The following is a 15,286-nucleotide window of genomic DNA, read 5'->3' on the forward strand; positions in this document are numbered from 1 at the left end:
TCTCCCCGCTTGCGGGGAGAGGCCGGAATTTGCGCAGCAAATTCCAGGTGAGGGGTACTCTCCGCGAGTTTATCTGCCACTGTCCTTGCGGAGACTCCCTCACCCTGACCCTCTCTGAGCGAGCGAAGCTCGTCTCGGCCCCACAAGCGGGAAGAGGGGAAAGAAGAGATGCAGGTCGCGATGAGCAAGAACGTGATCCGGCGCAAATCACTTGAGCCTCGATCGTCATCGGAGGCTGACCATGACGCACGCGACGGCGGCGTGCAGTCGGTCGACCGCGCACTGTCGATCCTGGAAACACTGGCCGAGGACGACGAAGGCTACCGCCTCAGCGATCTCGCCATCCGCACCGGCCTGTCGGCCTCGACCGTGCACCGCTTGCTGGCGACACTGGAAAGCCGCCGCTTCGTCCAGTTCGACCGTGCAGCATCCAAATGGCACGTCGGCTCGCGCGCCTTCACGGTCGGCGCAAGCTTTGCGCGGCGGCGCAATTTCTCCACGCAGGCAATTCCCTACTTGCGCAAGCTGCGCGATCTCACCCGCGAGACCGCCAATCTCGCCGTCGTCGACGACGAATTCATCATCGTGCTGACCCGGATGGAGAGCCGCGAGATCATGCGCTCGCTGACCCAGGTCGGCGGCCGCGTCGCCATGGTGACATCAGGTGTCGGCAAGGCGGTGCTCGCGACCTATTCGGACGAGGACGTCGGCGCCGTCATCCGCCATCACGGCATGCCCCGCCTGACCGAGAAATCGATCGTGCGCCCGAGTGACCTGTTCAAGGAGCTCGAAAAGATCCGCAAGCAGGGGTTTGCGCTCGACGATGAAGAGGCCTGCATGGGCCTGCGCTGCATTGCTGCGGTGGTATACAACGACTGCGCCGAGCCGCTGGCGGCGATTTCGGTCTCAGGCATGACCAGCCGCCTGACCGACGACAGATTGCCGGAAGTGGGCCAAATCGTGCGCGACGTCGCCGGCGAGCTGACCCTTGCGCTCGGCGGGGTGATGCCGACGCCCCGCTAATTGGAAAATCCGGGCACTGTCGCTGGACAGCATCGGTCGTTTTGGCTGATATGCGACCAAACGACACAATGCGGCAAACGTCCGCATGAGCCTGGAGATGCCCAATGTTTCGATTTTCCACGCGCCTTGCCGGCGCAGCCGTCGCGCTGACCCTTGCGGCAGCGACGCCTTCTCTTGCCCAGCAGCTCGAACTCAAGCTGATGGCGCCGGCGGCCCCGGGCGGCGGCTGGGACCAGACCGCGCGCTCGATGCAGCAGGCGCTGGTGGCTTCGGGCGTTGCGCGCAGTGTGCAGGTCACCAATGTTCCCGGTGCGGGCGGCAGCGTCGGCATCGCCCAGTTCGTCAATGGCGCCAAGGGCGACGGCAACCAGATGATGGTCAACGGCTTCGTCATGGTGGGCGCGCTCGCCATGAACAAGTCGCCGGTGACGCTGGAACAGGTGACGCCGATCGCGCGTCTCACCGAAGAAATCCAGGTGATCGTGGTGCCCGCGAATTCGCCAATCAAGACCGCGCAGGATCTCGCTGCCGCGGTGAAGGCCGATATCGCCAAGGTGACCTTCGCCGGCGGCTCTGCCGGCGGCGTCGATCATGTGATGGCGGCACTGTTCGCCGGGGCCGTCGGCGCCGACGCCAAGAAGATCAACTACATCCCGTTCTCCGGCGGCGGCGAGTCGCTCGCTGCGATCCTCGGCGGCAAGGTCACCGCGGGCATTTCGGGCCTCAGCGAATATGAAGGGCAGATCAAGTCCGGCAAGTTGCGCGCGATCGGCGTGACCTCGGAGAAGCGCATCCCGGGCAGCGACATCCCGACCTTCAAGGAGCAGGGCATCGACCTCGTGATTGCCAATTGGCGCTCGGTGGTCGCGCCTCCCGGCATCACGCCGGAGCAGAAGAAGACCTTGAGCGACGCAGTCGAGAAGATGGTGAAGTCGGATGCCTGGAAGGAGATCCTCAAGCAGAAGGGCTGGGAGGATGCCTATCTCGGCGGCGACGCCTTCGCCGACTTCCTGAAGAAGGAAACCGTGCGGGTCACCGACGTGCTGAAATCGGTCGGCCTGGTCAAGTCATGACCTCGGGCGGTCCCACCCAGCCGCCGCGGCGCGTCGATCGCGCCGGTATCGTCATCGCTGCGCTGCTCGCCGTGCTCGCCGCGGTGCTGGTCTGGGACGCGCGCGGCCTGTCATCCACCGCGATGTACGGCATGGGGCCGGAGGCGACGCCGGTCGTGATCGCCTGCGGCCTTGCGCTGCTCGCGATCGGCAATTTCATCGACGCGGTGCGCGGCAATCTGCCGGCGCGCGAGAGCACCGATCCGGTTCCGGTGTTTCTGATCCTCGTCGGCCTGGCGCTGTTGATCGCCATCATCGGCTTCGGCGGCGGCTTCATCCTTGCGACCTCGGCGCTGTTCGTGACGACGTCGGCGGCCTTCGGACGCCGTGCCATCCTCGTCGACAGCATCATCGCCGTTGTGATGTCGACCCTCATCTATCTCGCATTCGACCGATTGTTGACGTTGAGCCTTCCGACCGGCCCGCTGGAGCGACTGCTGTGATGGACACTTTTGCGGCGCTGGGGCACGGCATGGTCGTCGCCATTCAGCCGATCAACCTGCTCTATGCGCTGATCGGCGTGTTCCTCGGCACGGCCGTCGGCGTGCTGCCCGGCATCGGCCCCGCGCTGACGGTCGCGCTGTTGCTGCCGGTGACCTACAAGCTCGATCCCGGCGGCTCGCTGATCATGTTCGCGGGCATCTATTACGGCGGCATGTATGGCGGCTCGACCACCGCGATCCTGATCAACACGCCCGGCGAGAGCGCTTCCATGGCGACCGCGCTCGAGGGCAACAAGATGGCCAAGGCCGGCCGCGGCGGGCCGGCGCTTGCGACCTCCGCGATCGGCTCCTTTGTAGCCGGAACCATTGCCACCATCGGTCTTGCCTTCCTCGCGCCGTGGCTGGTCGATTTCGCCGTGCGCTTCGGCCCCGAGGACTATTTCGCGCTGATGTGCGTCGCTTTCGTCACGGTGTCGGCGACCTTCGGCGATTCCCCGATCCGCGGCCTGACCAGCCTGTTCATCGGTCTGACGCTCGGCCTCGTCGGCATCGACAAGCTGACGGGACAGGCGCGGCTTGCATTCGGCGTTCCTGAATTGCTCGACGGCGTCGAGGTGACGACGCTGGCGGTCGGGCTGTTCGCAGTCGGCGAGGCGCTCTATGTCGCGTCGCGCCGCCACCACAGCGAGGAGAAGCTGGAGGCGGTGCGTGGCTCGCTGTGGATGACAAAGGAAGATTGGAAGCGCTCGTGGAAGCCCTGGCTGCGCGGCACCATGTTCGGCTTCCCGATCGGCGCGCTGCCCGCGGGCGGCGCGGAAATCCCGACCTTCCTGTCTTATTCGACCGAGAAGCGCCTCACGAAGTACCCCGAAGAATTCGGCAAGGGGGCGATCGAAGGCGTCGCGGGGCCGGAAGCCGCCAACAACGCCTCCGCGGCCGGCACGCTGGTTCCGCTCTTGACGTTGGGGCTGCCGACCTCGGCGACGGCCGCGATGATGCTGGCGGGCTTCCAGCAATACGGCCTCAACCCGGGCCCGCTGCTGTTCGCCGAGCGGCCGGACCTCGTGTGGGGCCTGATCGCCAGCCTGTTCATCGCCAACCTGATGCTGCTGGTGCTGAATCTGCCGCTGGTCGGGCTCTGGGTGCGGTTGCTCGCAATCCCGCAGCCCTGGCTTTATGCCGGCATCCTCGTGTTCGCGACCATGGGCACCATCGCGGCAAAGCCGTCGGTGGTGGAATTGTCGATGCTATCAGGCTTCGGCGTGCTCGGCTTCTTGATGCGCCGGTTCGATTTTCCGATCGCTCCCGTCGTGGTCGGCCTGATCCTCGGCCCGATCGCCGAGAGCCAGCTGCGTCGCGCGCTCGCGATCAGCCTCGGCGATCCCATGACGCTGCTGCAGAGCCCGATCTCGGCGACGCTGCTCGGCCTCGCGCTGGTTGCGCTGCTGGCCCCATTCGTGCTGAAGGGGCTGGGGCGGTTCAAGGCGAACGAGGACTGACCGTCCTGGCGCACTTGTCGTCTCGTGTCGCGGCCATTCGTGGAGAACTGTCATGCCTTCCGAGCTCCGCTCGCCGCGTCTTGCGGTTTTGATCGACGCCGACAATGCCTCCGCGAAGATTGCGGACGGACTGTTCGAGGAGATTGCCAAGATCGGCGAGGCCAGCGTTCGCCGTATCTACGGCGACTTCTCCAACGCGCGATCCAGGGGCTGGGCCGACATCCTGTCGAAGCACGCCATCATCCCACAGCAGCAGTTCGCCTATACCACCGGGAAGAATGCGTCAGACATCACGCTGGTCATCGACGCGATGGACCTGCTTCACAGCGGCCGGTTCGACGGCTTCTGCCTGGTGTCATCCGATAGCGACTTTACCCGCCTCGCGGCCCGCATCCGGGAGCAGGGCGTCGATGTCTTTGGGTTCGGCGAACAGAAGACACCGGAGAGCTTCAGACAGGCCTGCCGAAGGTTCGTCTACACCGAGAACCTCCTTGCCGGCACCGCGACCACCCAGGACGCAGCCTCGAAGTCTGCGCCGCTTCTGCCGCCCGATGCGGCCACGCCCATCATCAAGAAGGTCATCACCCAGATGGAAAGCGAGGACGGCTGGGTCGCGCTCCGTGAACTCGGGCAGCGGCTTGCCAACCTGGCTTCCGATTTCGATCCGAGAACGTTCGGTTTTCGCAAGCTGAGCGACCTCGTCCGAAAGACCAATTCGTTCGAGATCGATGAGACAAACGGGCGGTCGGTGCGGATCAGGGTCAAGGTTGCCGCGCCAGCGCCGACAGTACAGAAGTCGCGCAGGCGTCCAAGGTCGAGGGCGGCAGGCGGTTCGACGCCTAAGGCGTAAGCAGAGCGTGCCGCTATATTTGAGTTTGCCCGGTTTGGCGTAGGGCGTAACTATCGTTCGGCCGTAACGCCAAGCGAGGGTTCCCATGACCAAACTCACGCGCTTTTCCGTCGCGCCGCTGCACAGCATGACCCAGCGTCTGGCCGATGTGGCCTCGGCGCGCGTCGCGCCTGATCTCGTCATCACCGGTGCGCAGGTGCTCTCGACTTATTCGGAGCGCATCCATGGGAACCGCGAGGTCTGGATATCAGGCGGCCGCATTGCGGCGGTGAAGCTGGCCGGCGTGGCGAAGAAGATCTGGAGCGGCGCTGCGACTTACGACGCCGCCGGCGGCATCGTCGCGCCGGGTCTGGTCGATCCGCACATCCACATCGAATCGTCGATGGTGACGGCCTGTGCCTACGCGGAAGCGGCGCTGCTGAACGGCACCACCACGATCTTCTGCGACAGCCACGAGATCGGCAACGTCATGGATGTTGCCGGCGTCGAGGCGATGCTGGAGGACGCGCGGCAGGCGCCGCTCTCGATCTTCCTGACGGTGCCTTCGACGGTCCCTGCGACCTCGGCCGAGCTGGAGACCGCTGGCGGCGATCTCACACCGGACAAGATCGCCGGCCTGTTCGATCGCTGGCCGGAGGCCGTGGCGCTCGGCGAGAAGATGGATTTTGTGCCTGTTGCGATGGGCGACGAGCGCAGCCACGCCATCCTCGCGGCCGCCTTGAAGCGTGGCCGTCCCGTCTCTGGCCACGTCTACGGCCGCGAATTCGTCGCGGCCTATGCGGCGTCAGGCGTCACCGACACCCACGAAGCGATCGACCGCGACATCGCGGACGATCTGCTCGACGCCGGCGTCTGGGTATTTTTACGCGGCGGCCCGCCGACGACGCCCTGGCATTCGCTGCCGCAGGCGATCCGCACCATCACCGAGCTCGGAGCCTCGCACAAGCGCACGGCGGTGTGCACCGACGACCGCGACGCCGACGATCTCCTGCTGTTCGGTCTCGACTGGGTGGTGCGCGAAGCGGTGAAGGCGGGGATGTCGCCGGAGCAGGCCTGGTCGATGGGCTCGCTGCATGGCGCGACGCGCTTCGCCATGGATGGCGACATCGGAGGGCTCGGTGGCGGGCGCCGCGCCGATCTCGTGCTGATGGACGATCAGCTCAAGCCGCAATGCACCTGGTATGGCGGCGAGCTCGTGGTCGAGCATGGCAAGATCACCGATAGCCTCGATCGGGCGCTGTCGCAGCGCTATCAATATCCCAAAGCGGCTTACGCGACGGTGAAGCTGCCGGAGAAGCTGAAGCTGACGCCGGAGCTGCCGGCGAAGGCCTGTACGGTCAACGCGATCAAGACCGCGCTGCCCGGCATCACGCTGATCCACGAGAAGGTCAAGATCGAGCCGGCCAAGGACTGGCCGGCGCTGTTTGAGCGCCATGGCCTCTGCTTCGTCGCGGTGGTCGAGCGCCACGGCAAGTCGGCTGGCAACGTCGCGCACGGCCTCTTGAAGGATTTTGGCCTGAAGCGCGGCGCGGTGGCCTCCAGCGTCGGCCACGACAGCCACAACATCATCGTCGCCGGCACCAACGAGCCGGATATGCAGGCGGCGATCGCCGCCATCAAGGCGCAGCAGGGCGGCGTCTGCGTCGTCGCCGACGGCGAGGTGAGGGCGCTGGTCGCGCTGCCGATCGCGGGCCTCCTGTCCGACAAGCGCGTCACGGAAGTGGCCGAAGACGTTAAGGCCCTGAAGAAAGAGTGGGCCAAGGCCGGCTGCACCATCCCCTACATGGGCTTCAATTTGATTCCGCTATCGGTCATTCCGGAAATTCGCATCACCGACAAGGGCCTCGTGCTGGTGCCGCAAATGGAGCTGGCGCCGCTGTTCGAGTGATGGCTTTCACGCGTGCCTCAGCCTAACTGACTGAAGCTGCCGCGTTTTTTCCACGGCTGCCGCATCGTGGAAAATAAAATCGATCTCGTTGAGATCGTATGCTGCGCGCCCGATGATCTCGCTCGCTGACGCAACTCGAGCGAGGTCCGATATGGCGAAGATGCGAGCTATCGATGCTGCCGTGCGAATTCTGGAAAAGGAGGGTGTCTCCACCGCCTTCGGAGTTCCCGGGGCTGCGATCAATCCGCTTTACTCGGCGCTGAAGAAGCGCGGCTCGATCCGCCACATCCTGGCGCGGCATGTCGAGGGTGCCTCGCACATGGCCGAGGGCTACACGCGCGCCAAGGCCGGCAATATCGGGGTCTGCATCGGAACCTCGGGCCCGGCGGGCACCGACATGATCACCGGGCTTTATTCCGCGATCGCCGATTCCATCCCGATCCTCTGCATCACCGGGCAGGCACCGCGCGCGCGGCTCTACAAAGAGGATTTCCAGGCCGTCGACATCGAGTCGATCGCCAAGCCCGTGACCAAATGGGCGGTGACCGTGCGCGAGCCGGCGCTGGTGCCGCGGGTGTTCAGCCAGGCGTTTCATGTGATGCGCTCGGGCCGGCCGGGGCCGGTGCTGATCGACATGCCGCTCGACGTGCAACTCGCCGAAATCGAGTTCGACGATGAGACCTATGAGCCGCTGCCGGTCTACAAGCCCACCGCGACCCGCAAGCAGGTCGAGAAGGCACTGGAGATGCTCAACGCCGCCGAGCGGCCGTTGATCGTCGCGGGCGGCGGCATCATCAATGCCGACGCGTCGGATCTCCTGGTCGAATTCGCCGAGATCGCCAACGTGCCTGTGGTTCCGACCCTGATGGGGTGGGGCGCGATCCCCGACGATCACGTGCTGATGGCCGGCATGGTGGGGCTTCAGACCAGCCATCGCTACGGCAATGCCACGATGCTGGAGTCCGATTTCGTGCTCGGCATCGGCAACCGCTGGGCCAACCGCCACACCGGCTCGGTCGAAACCTACACCAAAGGCCGCACCTTCGTGCATGTCGACATCGAGCCGACGCAGATCGGGCGCGTGTTCAATCCCGATCTCGGCATCGTCTCGGACGCGAAGGCCGCGCTCGAGCTGTTCGTCACCGTCGCCAGGGAGTGGCGCCGGGTAGGCAGGCTTCGCGAGCGCCAGGCGTGGCCCGCTGCCTGCCGCGACCGCAAGAAGACCATGCTGCGCAAGAGTCATTTCGACAATGTCCCGATCAAGCCGCAGCGCGTCTATGAGGAGATGACCAAGGCCTTTGGTCGCGACACCTGCTACGTCACCGTGATCGGCCTGTCGCAGATCGCTGGCGCCCAGTTCCTCGGCGTCTATCGCCCACGTAACTGGATCAATGCCGGGCAGGCGGGGCCGCTCGGCTGGACCTTGCCCGCCGCCCTCGGCGTGCGTGCCGCGTGCCCGGATCGCGACATCGTCGCGCTATCGGGCGACTACGACTTCCAATTCCTGATCGAGGAGCTCGCGGTCGGGGCGCAGTTCAATCTGCCCTACATCCACGTCGTCGTGAACAACTCCTATCTCGGCCTGATCCGTCAGGCCCAGCGCGGCTTCGACATGGACTATCACGTCCAGCTCTCCTTCGAGAACGTCAATGCGCCGGAGCTCAACGGCTACGGCGTCGACCATGTCGCGGTCGCCGAGGGCCTCGGCTGCAAGGCGATCCGCGTCACCGATCCGAAGGACGCACAGGCGGCATTTACGACCGCGCGCGAATTGATGGCCAAGCACCGCGTGCCTGTCGTGGTCGAGTTCATCCTCGAACGCGTCACCAACATCGCGATGGGCACCGAGATCGACAACATCGTCGAGTTCGAGGAGGTGCTGGATCTACCGCTCGACGAGGTCGGGACCGTCAGGCCCGGCGTGTTGCAGCCGGCTGAATAAGGGGAGAAGCATCATGCCGAAGTTTGCCGCCAACCTCACCATGCTCTTCAACGAGATGCCGTTCCTCGACCGCTTCGCAGCGGCGAAGGCGGCGGGCTTCTCGGGGGTCGAATATCTCTTCCCCTATGATTTCGACAAGGCGCAGCTGCGCGAGCAGCTCGAGGCCCACGAGTTGACGCAGGTGCTGCACAATCTGCCGGCGGGTAACTGGGCAGGCGGCGAGCGCGGCATTGCGATCCTGCCCGATCGCACTGCTGAATTCCGTGACGGCGTATTTCGTGCCATCGACTATGCCAAGGCGCTCGATTGCGAGCAGCTCAACTGCCTCGTGGGTATTGCGCCTGCCGACGCCGATCCGCGCGAGCTGAACGAGACGCTGGTCGGAAACCTGCGCTTTGCCGCCTCGACGCTGGCAAGGGAAAACATCAAGCTGCTGGTCGAGCCGATCAATACGCTCGACATTCCCGGCTTCTTCCTCAACGGCACCGAGCAGGCGATACAGCTGATCTCGGAGGTGCGGTCGAACAATCTGTTCGCCCAGTACGACATCTATCACATGCAGATCATGGAGGGCGATCTCGCCCGCACCATGCAGGAATATCTGCCGCAAATCGCCCATATCCAGCTCGCCGACAATCCCGGCCGGCACGAGCCCGGCACCGGCGAGATCAACTATCCCTTCCTGTTCCGCCATCTCGACACGATCGGCTATCGCGGCTGGATCGGCTGCGAATACAAGCCGCGCACTACGACGCTGGAAGGGCTTTCGTGGCACGCCGCGCAGACGTTTGAGACGTAGGAGCTCGGGCTCAGATGCAGCTGCGATGACGGTGCGCTCCCGCGCCCGCAAGCGGGGGAGGTGTACCGAGCCAGTGGATACGACTTCGCCCAAATCGAGAGGAAACCCAGACATGATCGACATCGGCTTCATCGGACTTGGCACCATGGGACGGCCGATGGCCGGCCACCTCCTGAGCGCAGGCCATCGCGTTCTCCTGCACGACGTCGCGCCGGTTTCGCCGGAGCTGATTGCCGCGGGCGGCGTTGCGTGCAAGTCGGCCAAGGAGGTCGCGGAAGGGGCGGATGCCGTCATCATCATGGTGCCTGATACGCCGCATGTTGAGGCGGTGCTGTTCGGCAAGGACGGGGTTGCGAGCGGCATCTCCAAGGGCAAGATCGTCGTCGACATGAGCTCGATCTCGCCGTTGGCGACGAAAGAGTTCGCGAAGAAGATCGAGGCGCTCGGCGCGGACTATCTCGACGCGCCGGTCTCGGGCGGAGAGGTCGGCGCCAAGGCGGCGAGCCTCACCATCATGGTCGGCGGGCCGGAACGGGCCTTCAACACCATGAAGCCGGCTTTCGACAAGATGGGGAAGAACGTCACCCGCGTCGGCGCCAATGGCGACGGGCAGACGACCAAGGTCGCCAACCAGATCATCGTCGCGCTGACGATCGAGGCGGTGAGCGAGGCACTGCTGTTTGCATCGAAGGCCGGGGCCGATCCGGCGCTGGTGCGGCAAGCGCTGATGGGCGGATTCGCCTCCTCGCGGATCCTCGAAGTGCACGGCGAGCGCATGGTGAAGCGCAATTTCGATCCCGGCTTCCGCATCGAGCTGCACCAGAAGGATCTCAACCTCGCGCTGGAAGGCGCTCGTGCGCTCGGCCTGTCGCTGCCGAGCACGGCGGTGGCGCAGCAATTGTTCTCGGCCTGCGCCGCGCATGGCGGCAAGGGCTGGGATCATTCGGCGATGGTGCGGGCGCTGGAACTGATGGCGAGCCACGAGATCGCCGCAGCCTGAACTGTTACGCGGTAACAGTCTTCGTGTTTGCTGCGTCTTTCGCCACGGGGAACCGGAACAATGCTTCGGCCCCGCGGTTGAAGGCGCAGGACAATCACCGGAGACAAAACAACATGAAAACCCGTCTTGCGATTACGTTGGCTGTCGCGTCGCTGCTGGCGTCGAGCGCAGCCTTTGCCCAGTCGACGACCGAGCAGGGCGCCAGGGATGGCGCGCGTGCGGGCGGCGACATCGGCGGTCCGATCGGAGCGATGGTCGGCGGCACCGTCGGCGCGGCCGTCGGCGCCGGTCTTGAAATTCCGAATGCGGTCCTCGGCGGAATTCCTCGCAGCGACTCCGTCGTGGTCGAGGAGCGCGTCGTGGTCGGTGAGCCGCTGCCACCCACCGTCGTGCTGCGGCCCGTGCCGAACTACACCGAGTATCGCTATGCGGTCGTGAACGATCGCCGCGTGATTGTGGAGCCACGCACGCGCCGCGTCGTCAAGATCATCGACTGATCGGCAATTCCATATGCTGAAAGCTGGGCCCTGCGGAGTATCACTCCGCGGGGCCTTCGCTTGTGACGGCGGGGCCACCGCGAAAGCGCGTCAGCAGCCAATCGGCCACGGCCGCGAGCGCAAAGCCGAGGCAGGCGGTGAGCGCGTCGACCAGAAAATCCTCCAGCCGGGCATGGCGTCCGGGTGCCCAAAACTGCATCAGCTCGAGCACCCCGATCAGGACGATCGCGGCCGCTGTACTGAGCAGGCGCCGGCGCGGATAGGCGAGGCCGAAGGCCAGCCCCACCAGGATGAATGCGACTGCATGTTCGCCGTCCTGGCCGAGGTCGGAATGAGGCCGTAGGCCGGGGGGACCGAGAGTCGCGAAGGTCACGGCGGCCGCGAGCAGCCAGGCGAAGGAACGTATCAAAATGGACATCCGTTTCGCTTAGCACAGATCTGCGGCGGGCCGGTACAGTCCCTCCATCAGATCGCTGTGTAGTTAATGACGAAACGTTAAAGTGGCTCGCGCACGCCGAGCCCATGCATGAACCGCTCCCGGATCTGCACGGGATCACGCCTCGTGGCGCCGACGCCGGGCTTGTCGTCGATCCGGACCGCGATCAGGTGTGGCTCGGCGGCGGACATGGCTGCATCAACCAGCCGTTCGAAATCCTCCTCGTCCGCAGCCCACGCGCTATTGGCAAGGCCGGAGCCGATCGCGATGGCAACGATGTCCGCGACGCCCGCCGCAGGTGTCGGCTGTGCGCCGGTAATCTGGTAGATGCCGTTGTCCATCACGATCATGATGAGGTTCTTGGGCTTCAACGCCGCAATGGTCGAGAGCGCGCCGAGCTGCATCAGCAGCGAGCCGTCGCCTTCGAGCGCGAAGACGCGGCGGTCGGGCTGCGCCAGGGCCACGCCGAGCGCGATCGGGAAGGCGAGCCCCATGCTGCCCAGCATGTAGAAATTCTGCGGGCGGTGGCCGGCGGCCCAGAGGTCGAAATTGGTGTTGCCGATGCCGCCGATCACCGCTTCCTCGTGCTTGAGCTTTGCGATCAGCCGCGAGGTGACGTCGAAGCGGTTCATGACTTTGGTGTTGCGGGTATCCATCGCCAAACTCATTTGTCGAAGGTCTTGCCGCCGGTGAGCAGCGGGTTGAGGATCAGGGCCACCGGCGCCTGCGTCGTGACGGCCTGCTTGATCGAGCGGTCGGAGATGAATTCGAGCTCGTCGAGCCGGGTGATGGTGTGGTGCTCCAGCGCGAGCGAATCCAGCACCGGGCGCATGGTGCGGCAGACCAGCGACTGCCCGTAGTTGAACTCGCCGAGCGTGCCTCGTTCGGAGACGAACATGATCAGGGGAATCTGGTAGGGCACTGCGAGCGAGGCGAGCACGTTGGCGAGCGTCGCAAAGCCCGAGGTCTGCATCAGCACCGCGCCGCGCCGACCGCCCATCCAGGCGCCCGAGACGATGCCGACCGCCTCCTCCTCGCGAGCCGTGGCGAAGGTGGTGAAGAAGGGATCGGCATGCAGATTCTTGATCAGCGGGGTCAGCACGCGGTCGGGCACGTAGGGGACGAGGCTGATCTCGTTCCGCTTCAGGGTTTGCAGGACGATGCCGTGCCAACTTCGGTCGCTGGACCCTTGGGTCGCCTCGGGCGAAGTCTGCCGTTCCGCAATCGCCATTTGCGTTCTCCCTTGCGCCGCGCATGCTTCTTCCTTGGCCGCCGCGGCTGTCAGCCGAACTTGACGGAGCGGGCGGGATTGTCAACATGTCCGAGCCGGCACCGTGATCTGCGCCAGACGGCCTGCCATGGCCGGCACCGCCGTGTCATAAGCGGCGACAATTACAAAATGGGAGGGAGGCACGGACGGGCGCGGATCGCGCTGACCTTGCGGCCCCTCAAGAGAGCCGGAAGGGTCCTGATGTCTGTCAACAGCAAGCGCGTCTTCTACGTCAAATACCTGGCCAATCCGATCTATGTCGACATCCTGAAGGCGCGGCCTGACGTCCGGCTCGATCGGATCGAGAACGAGAGCCCTGAAGATTTCTACGCGCCGATCATGAGCGCGGCGCATGTCTACCAGATCGGCGCGGCCCGCGACGAACTCGCCCCGCATTTCCACGTCGATGCCGCCTTGCTGAAGCGCACGCCGAACCTGCTGCTTGTCTCCAGCAATGGCGCCGGCTTCGATCCCGTCGACGTCGAGGCCTGCACGGAGGCGGGCGTCCTGGTCGTCAACCAGTCCGGCGGCAACGCCCATTCGGTGGCCGAGCACGCGCTGGCGATGATGCTGACGCTGTCCAAGCGCATCATCCAGTCCGATCGCAAGCTGCGCCGGGAAGCCAACGTCAACCGCAACGAGCTGGTCGGCAACGAGGTCGAGCACAAGACCGTCGGCATCATCGGCCTCGGCAATGTCGGCCGCCGCATCGCCGCTTTGTGCAAGGGCCTGCTCGGCATGAAGGTGCTGGCCTATGACCCGTATCTGTCGGCCGAGGTGATGGCCGAGCGTGGCGGGGAGAAGGTCGAGCTCGACGAGCTCTTGCGCCGGTCTGACTTCGTCTCGATCTCCTGTCCGCTCGACAAGGGCAGCCGCAACATGATCAGCACGCGCGAGTTTGCGCTGATGCAGCCGCATGCCTACTTCATCACCACAGCGCGCGGCTTCATTCACGACGAGGATGCGTTGTTCCAGGCGCTGCGCGACAAGCGCATCGCCGGTGCCGGCCTCGACGTCTGGTCCAAGGAGCCCCCGCCGCCGGAGCATCCGCTGCTCCAGTTCGACAACGTTCTGGCGAGCCCGCACACCGCCGGCGTCACCATCGAGGCGCGCCAGAACATGGGCCGGATCGCGGCCGAGCAGGTGCTGGACACGCTCGACGGCAAGCGCCCGCCGCGCATCATCAATCCCGAGGTCTGGCCGCGCTATGCGGAGCGCTTCAAGCAGGCGTTCGGCGTGACGCCGGGATAGGAGCGCGAAGGGTCGACGCGCTCCGATCATTGGTTACCGCGACGGAAAGGCAGGCGGCCACGGGCGGTTCGGGCATCGCTCCGACGTATCCCGCAGCTTACGTGCCATTGCGCGTCGACCAGGTCGACCAATCGAGCGGCTCGGCGCCGGGCGGCACGGTCGCGACGGTGTCGACGGTATCACCGAGCTACACCGCACAATCCGACCCAAGCGCTCCCTTCGCCAACCAGGATGGCCTGGTCGCCGCGCCGAATGTCGATATCGCCAGCGAATTCGTCCAACTGGCGGCCGCAAAGTACAGCTTCATTGCCAACGCAAAGGTCATTCAGGCCTACGCGGAAACGGAAAAGTCGCTGCTCGACATCACCACATGAGGGCGGATTGCTGCCCGAATGGGCGGCGGGAACTTTGCCTGGCCTTGATCCGCGTCAAAATCTCCTTTCCCCATCCGGCCTAAATGGGACTAGAGTGTCGCCGGGGCAGCAGGGAGGTCCCATGTCAACCTATGTCGTCAAGTTCATGAAGAATGTGCTCGGCGAGTACGGCCGGCAGAGCGAGATTTGCCAGGGTACACTGGAGATCGACGCCGCCGACGAGGACGAGGCCAAGGAGCGGGCGAAAGCGAGATTCTGCAAGGACCAGGCGCTGCATCACTGGTCGCTGCATGCCGACCGCATCCATGTGAGACCGGCCGATTATCCGTCGTGAGGCTCGTTGTTCGAGCAAGCAGGGCGCACCCTCAAGTGATTTGAGCCGCGGTCGACGCAGCTAGCGCTTGGCTTCGCCGAACACCACGATCGGCACCGCGCGGTTGACGATTTCGCGCAACGCGAAGCTCGACTGCACCCGCGCGACGCGCGGCAGTCGGGATAGCTCGGTGCGGTGGATACGCTCGAAATCCTGGATGTCGCGGGCCAGCACGATGAGGATGTAATCGTCGGTGCCCGACATCAGGAAGCAGCGCACGACGGAAGGGCATTTCACCACCTCCGCCTCGAAGGCCTTCAGCGCGTCGTCGCTCTGGCTCTCCAACGCGATCCTGACCAGCACCGTGGTGGTGAGGCCGAACCGGGTGAGGTCGAGCGCGGCCTGGTAGGCCTGGATGTAGCCGTCGTCCTCGAGCGTCTTCTGCCGCCGCGCCAGCGCCGTGCTGGACAAGCCGATCTTGTTGGCGAGCTCGGTATGACTGGCGCGCGCATTGGTCGTGAGTTCCGCGAGGATCGCGAGGTCTTTCCGGTCGAGGGCCAAGGTTTGGTTTCCAGCGTGAAAGGACATT

The 15,286-nt window shown here is 65.0% G+C and carries 17 protein-coding genes; 13 read left to right on the forward strand and 4 right to left on the reverse strand.

The genetic code is table 11. From position 1 onward, the window contains the following. Positions 1–180: 180 nt before the first annotated feature. From ML401_RS12200 to ML401_RS12245, 10 genes are all read left to right on the forward strand, one after another. Positions 181–1,023 (forward strand): IclR family transcriptional regulator, encoded by an 843-nt coding sequence (locus ML401_RS12200; protein ID WP_194408242.1) that lies wholly within the window; start codon positions 181–183, stop codon positions 1,021–1,023. Positions 1,024–1,127: 104 nt separating this feature from the next. Beyond that, positions 1,128–2,096, forward strand: coding sequence for a tripartite tricarboxylate transporter substrate binding protein (locus tag ML401_RS12205; RefSeq protein WP_285812067.1), 969 nt, complete (start codon positions 1,128–1,130; stop codon positions 2,094–2,096). Further along, a complete protein-coding gene (locus ML401_RS12210; RefSeq protein WP_285812068.1) occupies positions 2,093–2,578 on the forward strand; it encodes a tripartite tricarboxylate transporter TctB family protein in 486 nt (161 codons plus the stop codon). Before ML401_RS12205 ends, ML401_RS12210 begins: the two co-directional genes overlap by 4 nt. Then, positions 2,578–4,077: a tripartite tricarboxylate transporter permease gene (locus ML401_RS12215; RefSeq protein ID WP_211417581.1), complete on the forward strand. Its 1,500-nt coding sequence runs from the start codon at positions 2,578–2,580 to the stop codon at positions 4,075–4,077. Before ML401_RS12210 ends, ML401_RS12215 begins: the two co-directional genes overlap by 1 nt. Positions 4,078–4,129: 52 nt before the next feature. Next, positions 4,130–4,927: an NYN domain-containing protein gene (locus tag ML401_RS12220; RefSeq protein ID WP_285812069.1), complete on the forward strand. Its 798-nt coding sequence runs from the start codon at positions 4,130–4,132 to the stop codon at positions 4,925–4,927. 85 nt (positions 4,928–5,012) lie between these two features. Next, positions 5,013–6,815, forward strand: a complete 1,803-nt coding sequence (locus tag ML401_RS12225) for an adenine deaminase C-terminal domain-containing protein (RefSeq protein ID WP_285812070.1) — start codon at positions 5,013–5,015, stop codon at positions 6,813–6,815. A gap of 151 nt (positions 6,816–6,966) precedes the next feature. Continuing rightward, entirely contained in the window at positions 6,967–8,757 is a 1,791-nt protein-coding gene (gene gcl, locus ML401_RS12230) for a glyoxylate carboligase (protein ID WP_259205437.1), read from the forward strand. Between the two features lie 13 nt (positions 8,758–8,770). Continuing rightward, a complete protein-coding gene (gene hyi / locus ML401_RS12235; RefSeq protein WP_285812071.1) occupies positions 8,771–9,556 on the forward strand; it encodes a hydroxypyruvate isomerase in 786 nt (261 codons plus the stop codon). Between the two features lie 112 nt (positions 9,557–9,668). Further along, entirely contained in the window at positions 9,669–10,556 is an 888-nt protein-coding gene (locus ML401_RS12240) for a 2-hydroxy-3-oxopropionate reductase (protein ID WP_259205439.1), read from the forward strand. A gap of 113 nt (positions 10,557–10,669) precedes the next feature. Beyond that, the gene (locus tag ML401_RS12245) at positions 10,670–11,053 is read left to right on the forward strand and encodes a DUF1236 domain-containing protein (protein WP_285812072.1); all 384 of its coding nucleotides are present in this window, start codon (positions 10,670–10,672) and stop codon (positions 11,051–11,053) included. Positions 11,054–11,093: 40 nt separating this feature from the next. Here the strand turns inward: ML401_RS12245 and ML401_RS12250 are convergent, their stop codons facing one another. The 3 genes from ML401_RS12250 to ML401_RS12260 form a co-directional block, all read right to left on the reverse strand. Further along, positions 11,094–11,471: a VanZ family protein gene (locus tag ML401_RS12250; protein ID WP_285812073.1), complete on the reverse strand. Its 378-nt coding sequence runs from the start codon at positions 11,469–11,471 to the stop codon at positions 11,094–11,096. 77 nt (positions 11,472–11,548) lie between these two features. Next, a complete protein-coding gene (locus tag ML401_RS12255) occupies positions 11,549–12,157 on the reverse strand; it encodes a thiamine pyrophosphate-dependent enzyme (RefSeq protein ID WP_194407233.1) in 609 nt (202 codons plus the stop codon). After that, positions 12,154–12,720 (reverse strand): thiamine pyrophosphate-binding protein, encoded by a 567-nt coding sequence (locus ML401_RS12260; protein ID WP_259205441.1) that lies wholly within the window; start codon positions 12,718–12,720, stop codon positions 12,154–12,156. Before ML401_RS12260 ends, ML401_RS12255 begins: the two co-directional genes overlap by 4 nt. A gap of 240 nt (positions 12,721–12,960) precedes the next feature. Here ML401_RS12260 and ML401_RS12265 point away from each other — a divergent pair, with 240 nt between their 5' ends. The 3 genes from ML401_RS12265 to ML401_RS12275 all read left to right on the forward strand — a co-directional run bounded on the left by ML401_RS12265 (position 12,961) and on the right by ML401_RS12275 (position 14,718). After that, positions 12,961–14,010 carry a hydroxyacid dehydrogenase gene (locus ML401_RS12265; protein ID WP_285812074.1) on the forward strand — a complete coding sequence of 350 codons (1,050 nt, stop codon included), beginning with the start codon at positions 12,961–12,963 and terminating at the stop codon, positions 14,008–14,010. Positions 14,011–14,039: 29 nt separating this feature from the next. Continuing rightward, positions 14,040–14,384 (forward strand): flagellar basal body rod C-terminal domain-containing protein, encoded by a 345-nt coding sequence (locus ML401_RS12270; RefSeq protein ID WP_376717356.1) that lies wholly within the window; start codon positions 14,040–14,042, stop codon positions 14,382–14,384. A 121-nt stretch (positions 14,385–14,505) separates the two neighbouring features. Then, on the forward strand, positions 14,506–14,718 hold the full coding sequence (locus tag ML401_RS12275; protein ID WP_194407237.1) for a hypothetical protein: 213 nt from the start codon (positions 14,506–14,508) through the stop codon (positions 14,716–14,718). Between the two features lie 60 nt (positions 14,719–14,778). Here the strand turns inward: ML401_RS12275 and ML401_RS12280 are convergent, their stop codons facing one another. Next, on the reverse strand, positions 14,779–15,258 hold the full coding sequence (locus ML401_RS12280; protein ID WP_259205444.1) for an Lrp/AsnC family transcriptional regulator: 480 nt from the start codon (positions 15,256–15,258) through the stop codon (positions 14,779–14,781). Positions 15,259–15,286 lie beyond the last annotated feature (28 nt).

This window comes from Bradyrhizobium sp. 62B (assembly GCF_030272265.2).
Classification (GTDB): domain Bacteria; phylum Pseudomonadota; class Alphaproteobacteria; order Rhizobiales; family Xanthobacteraceae; genus Bradyrhizobium.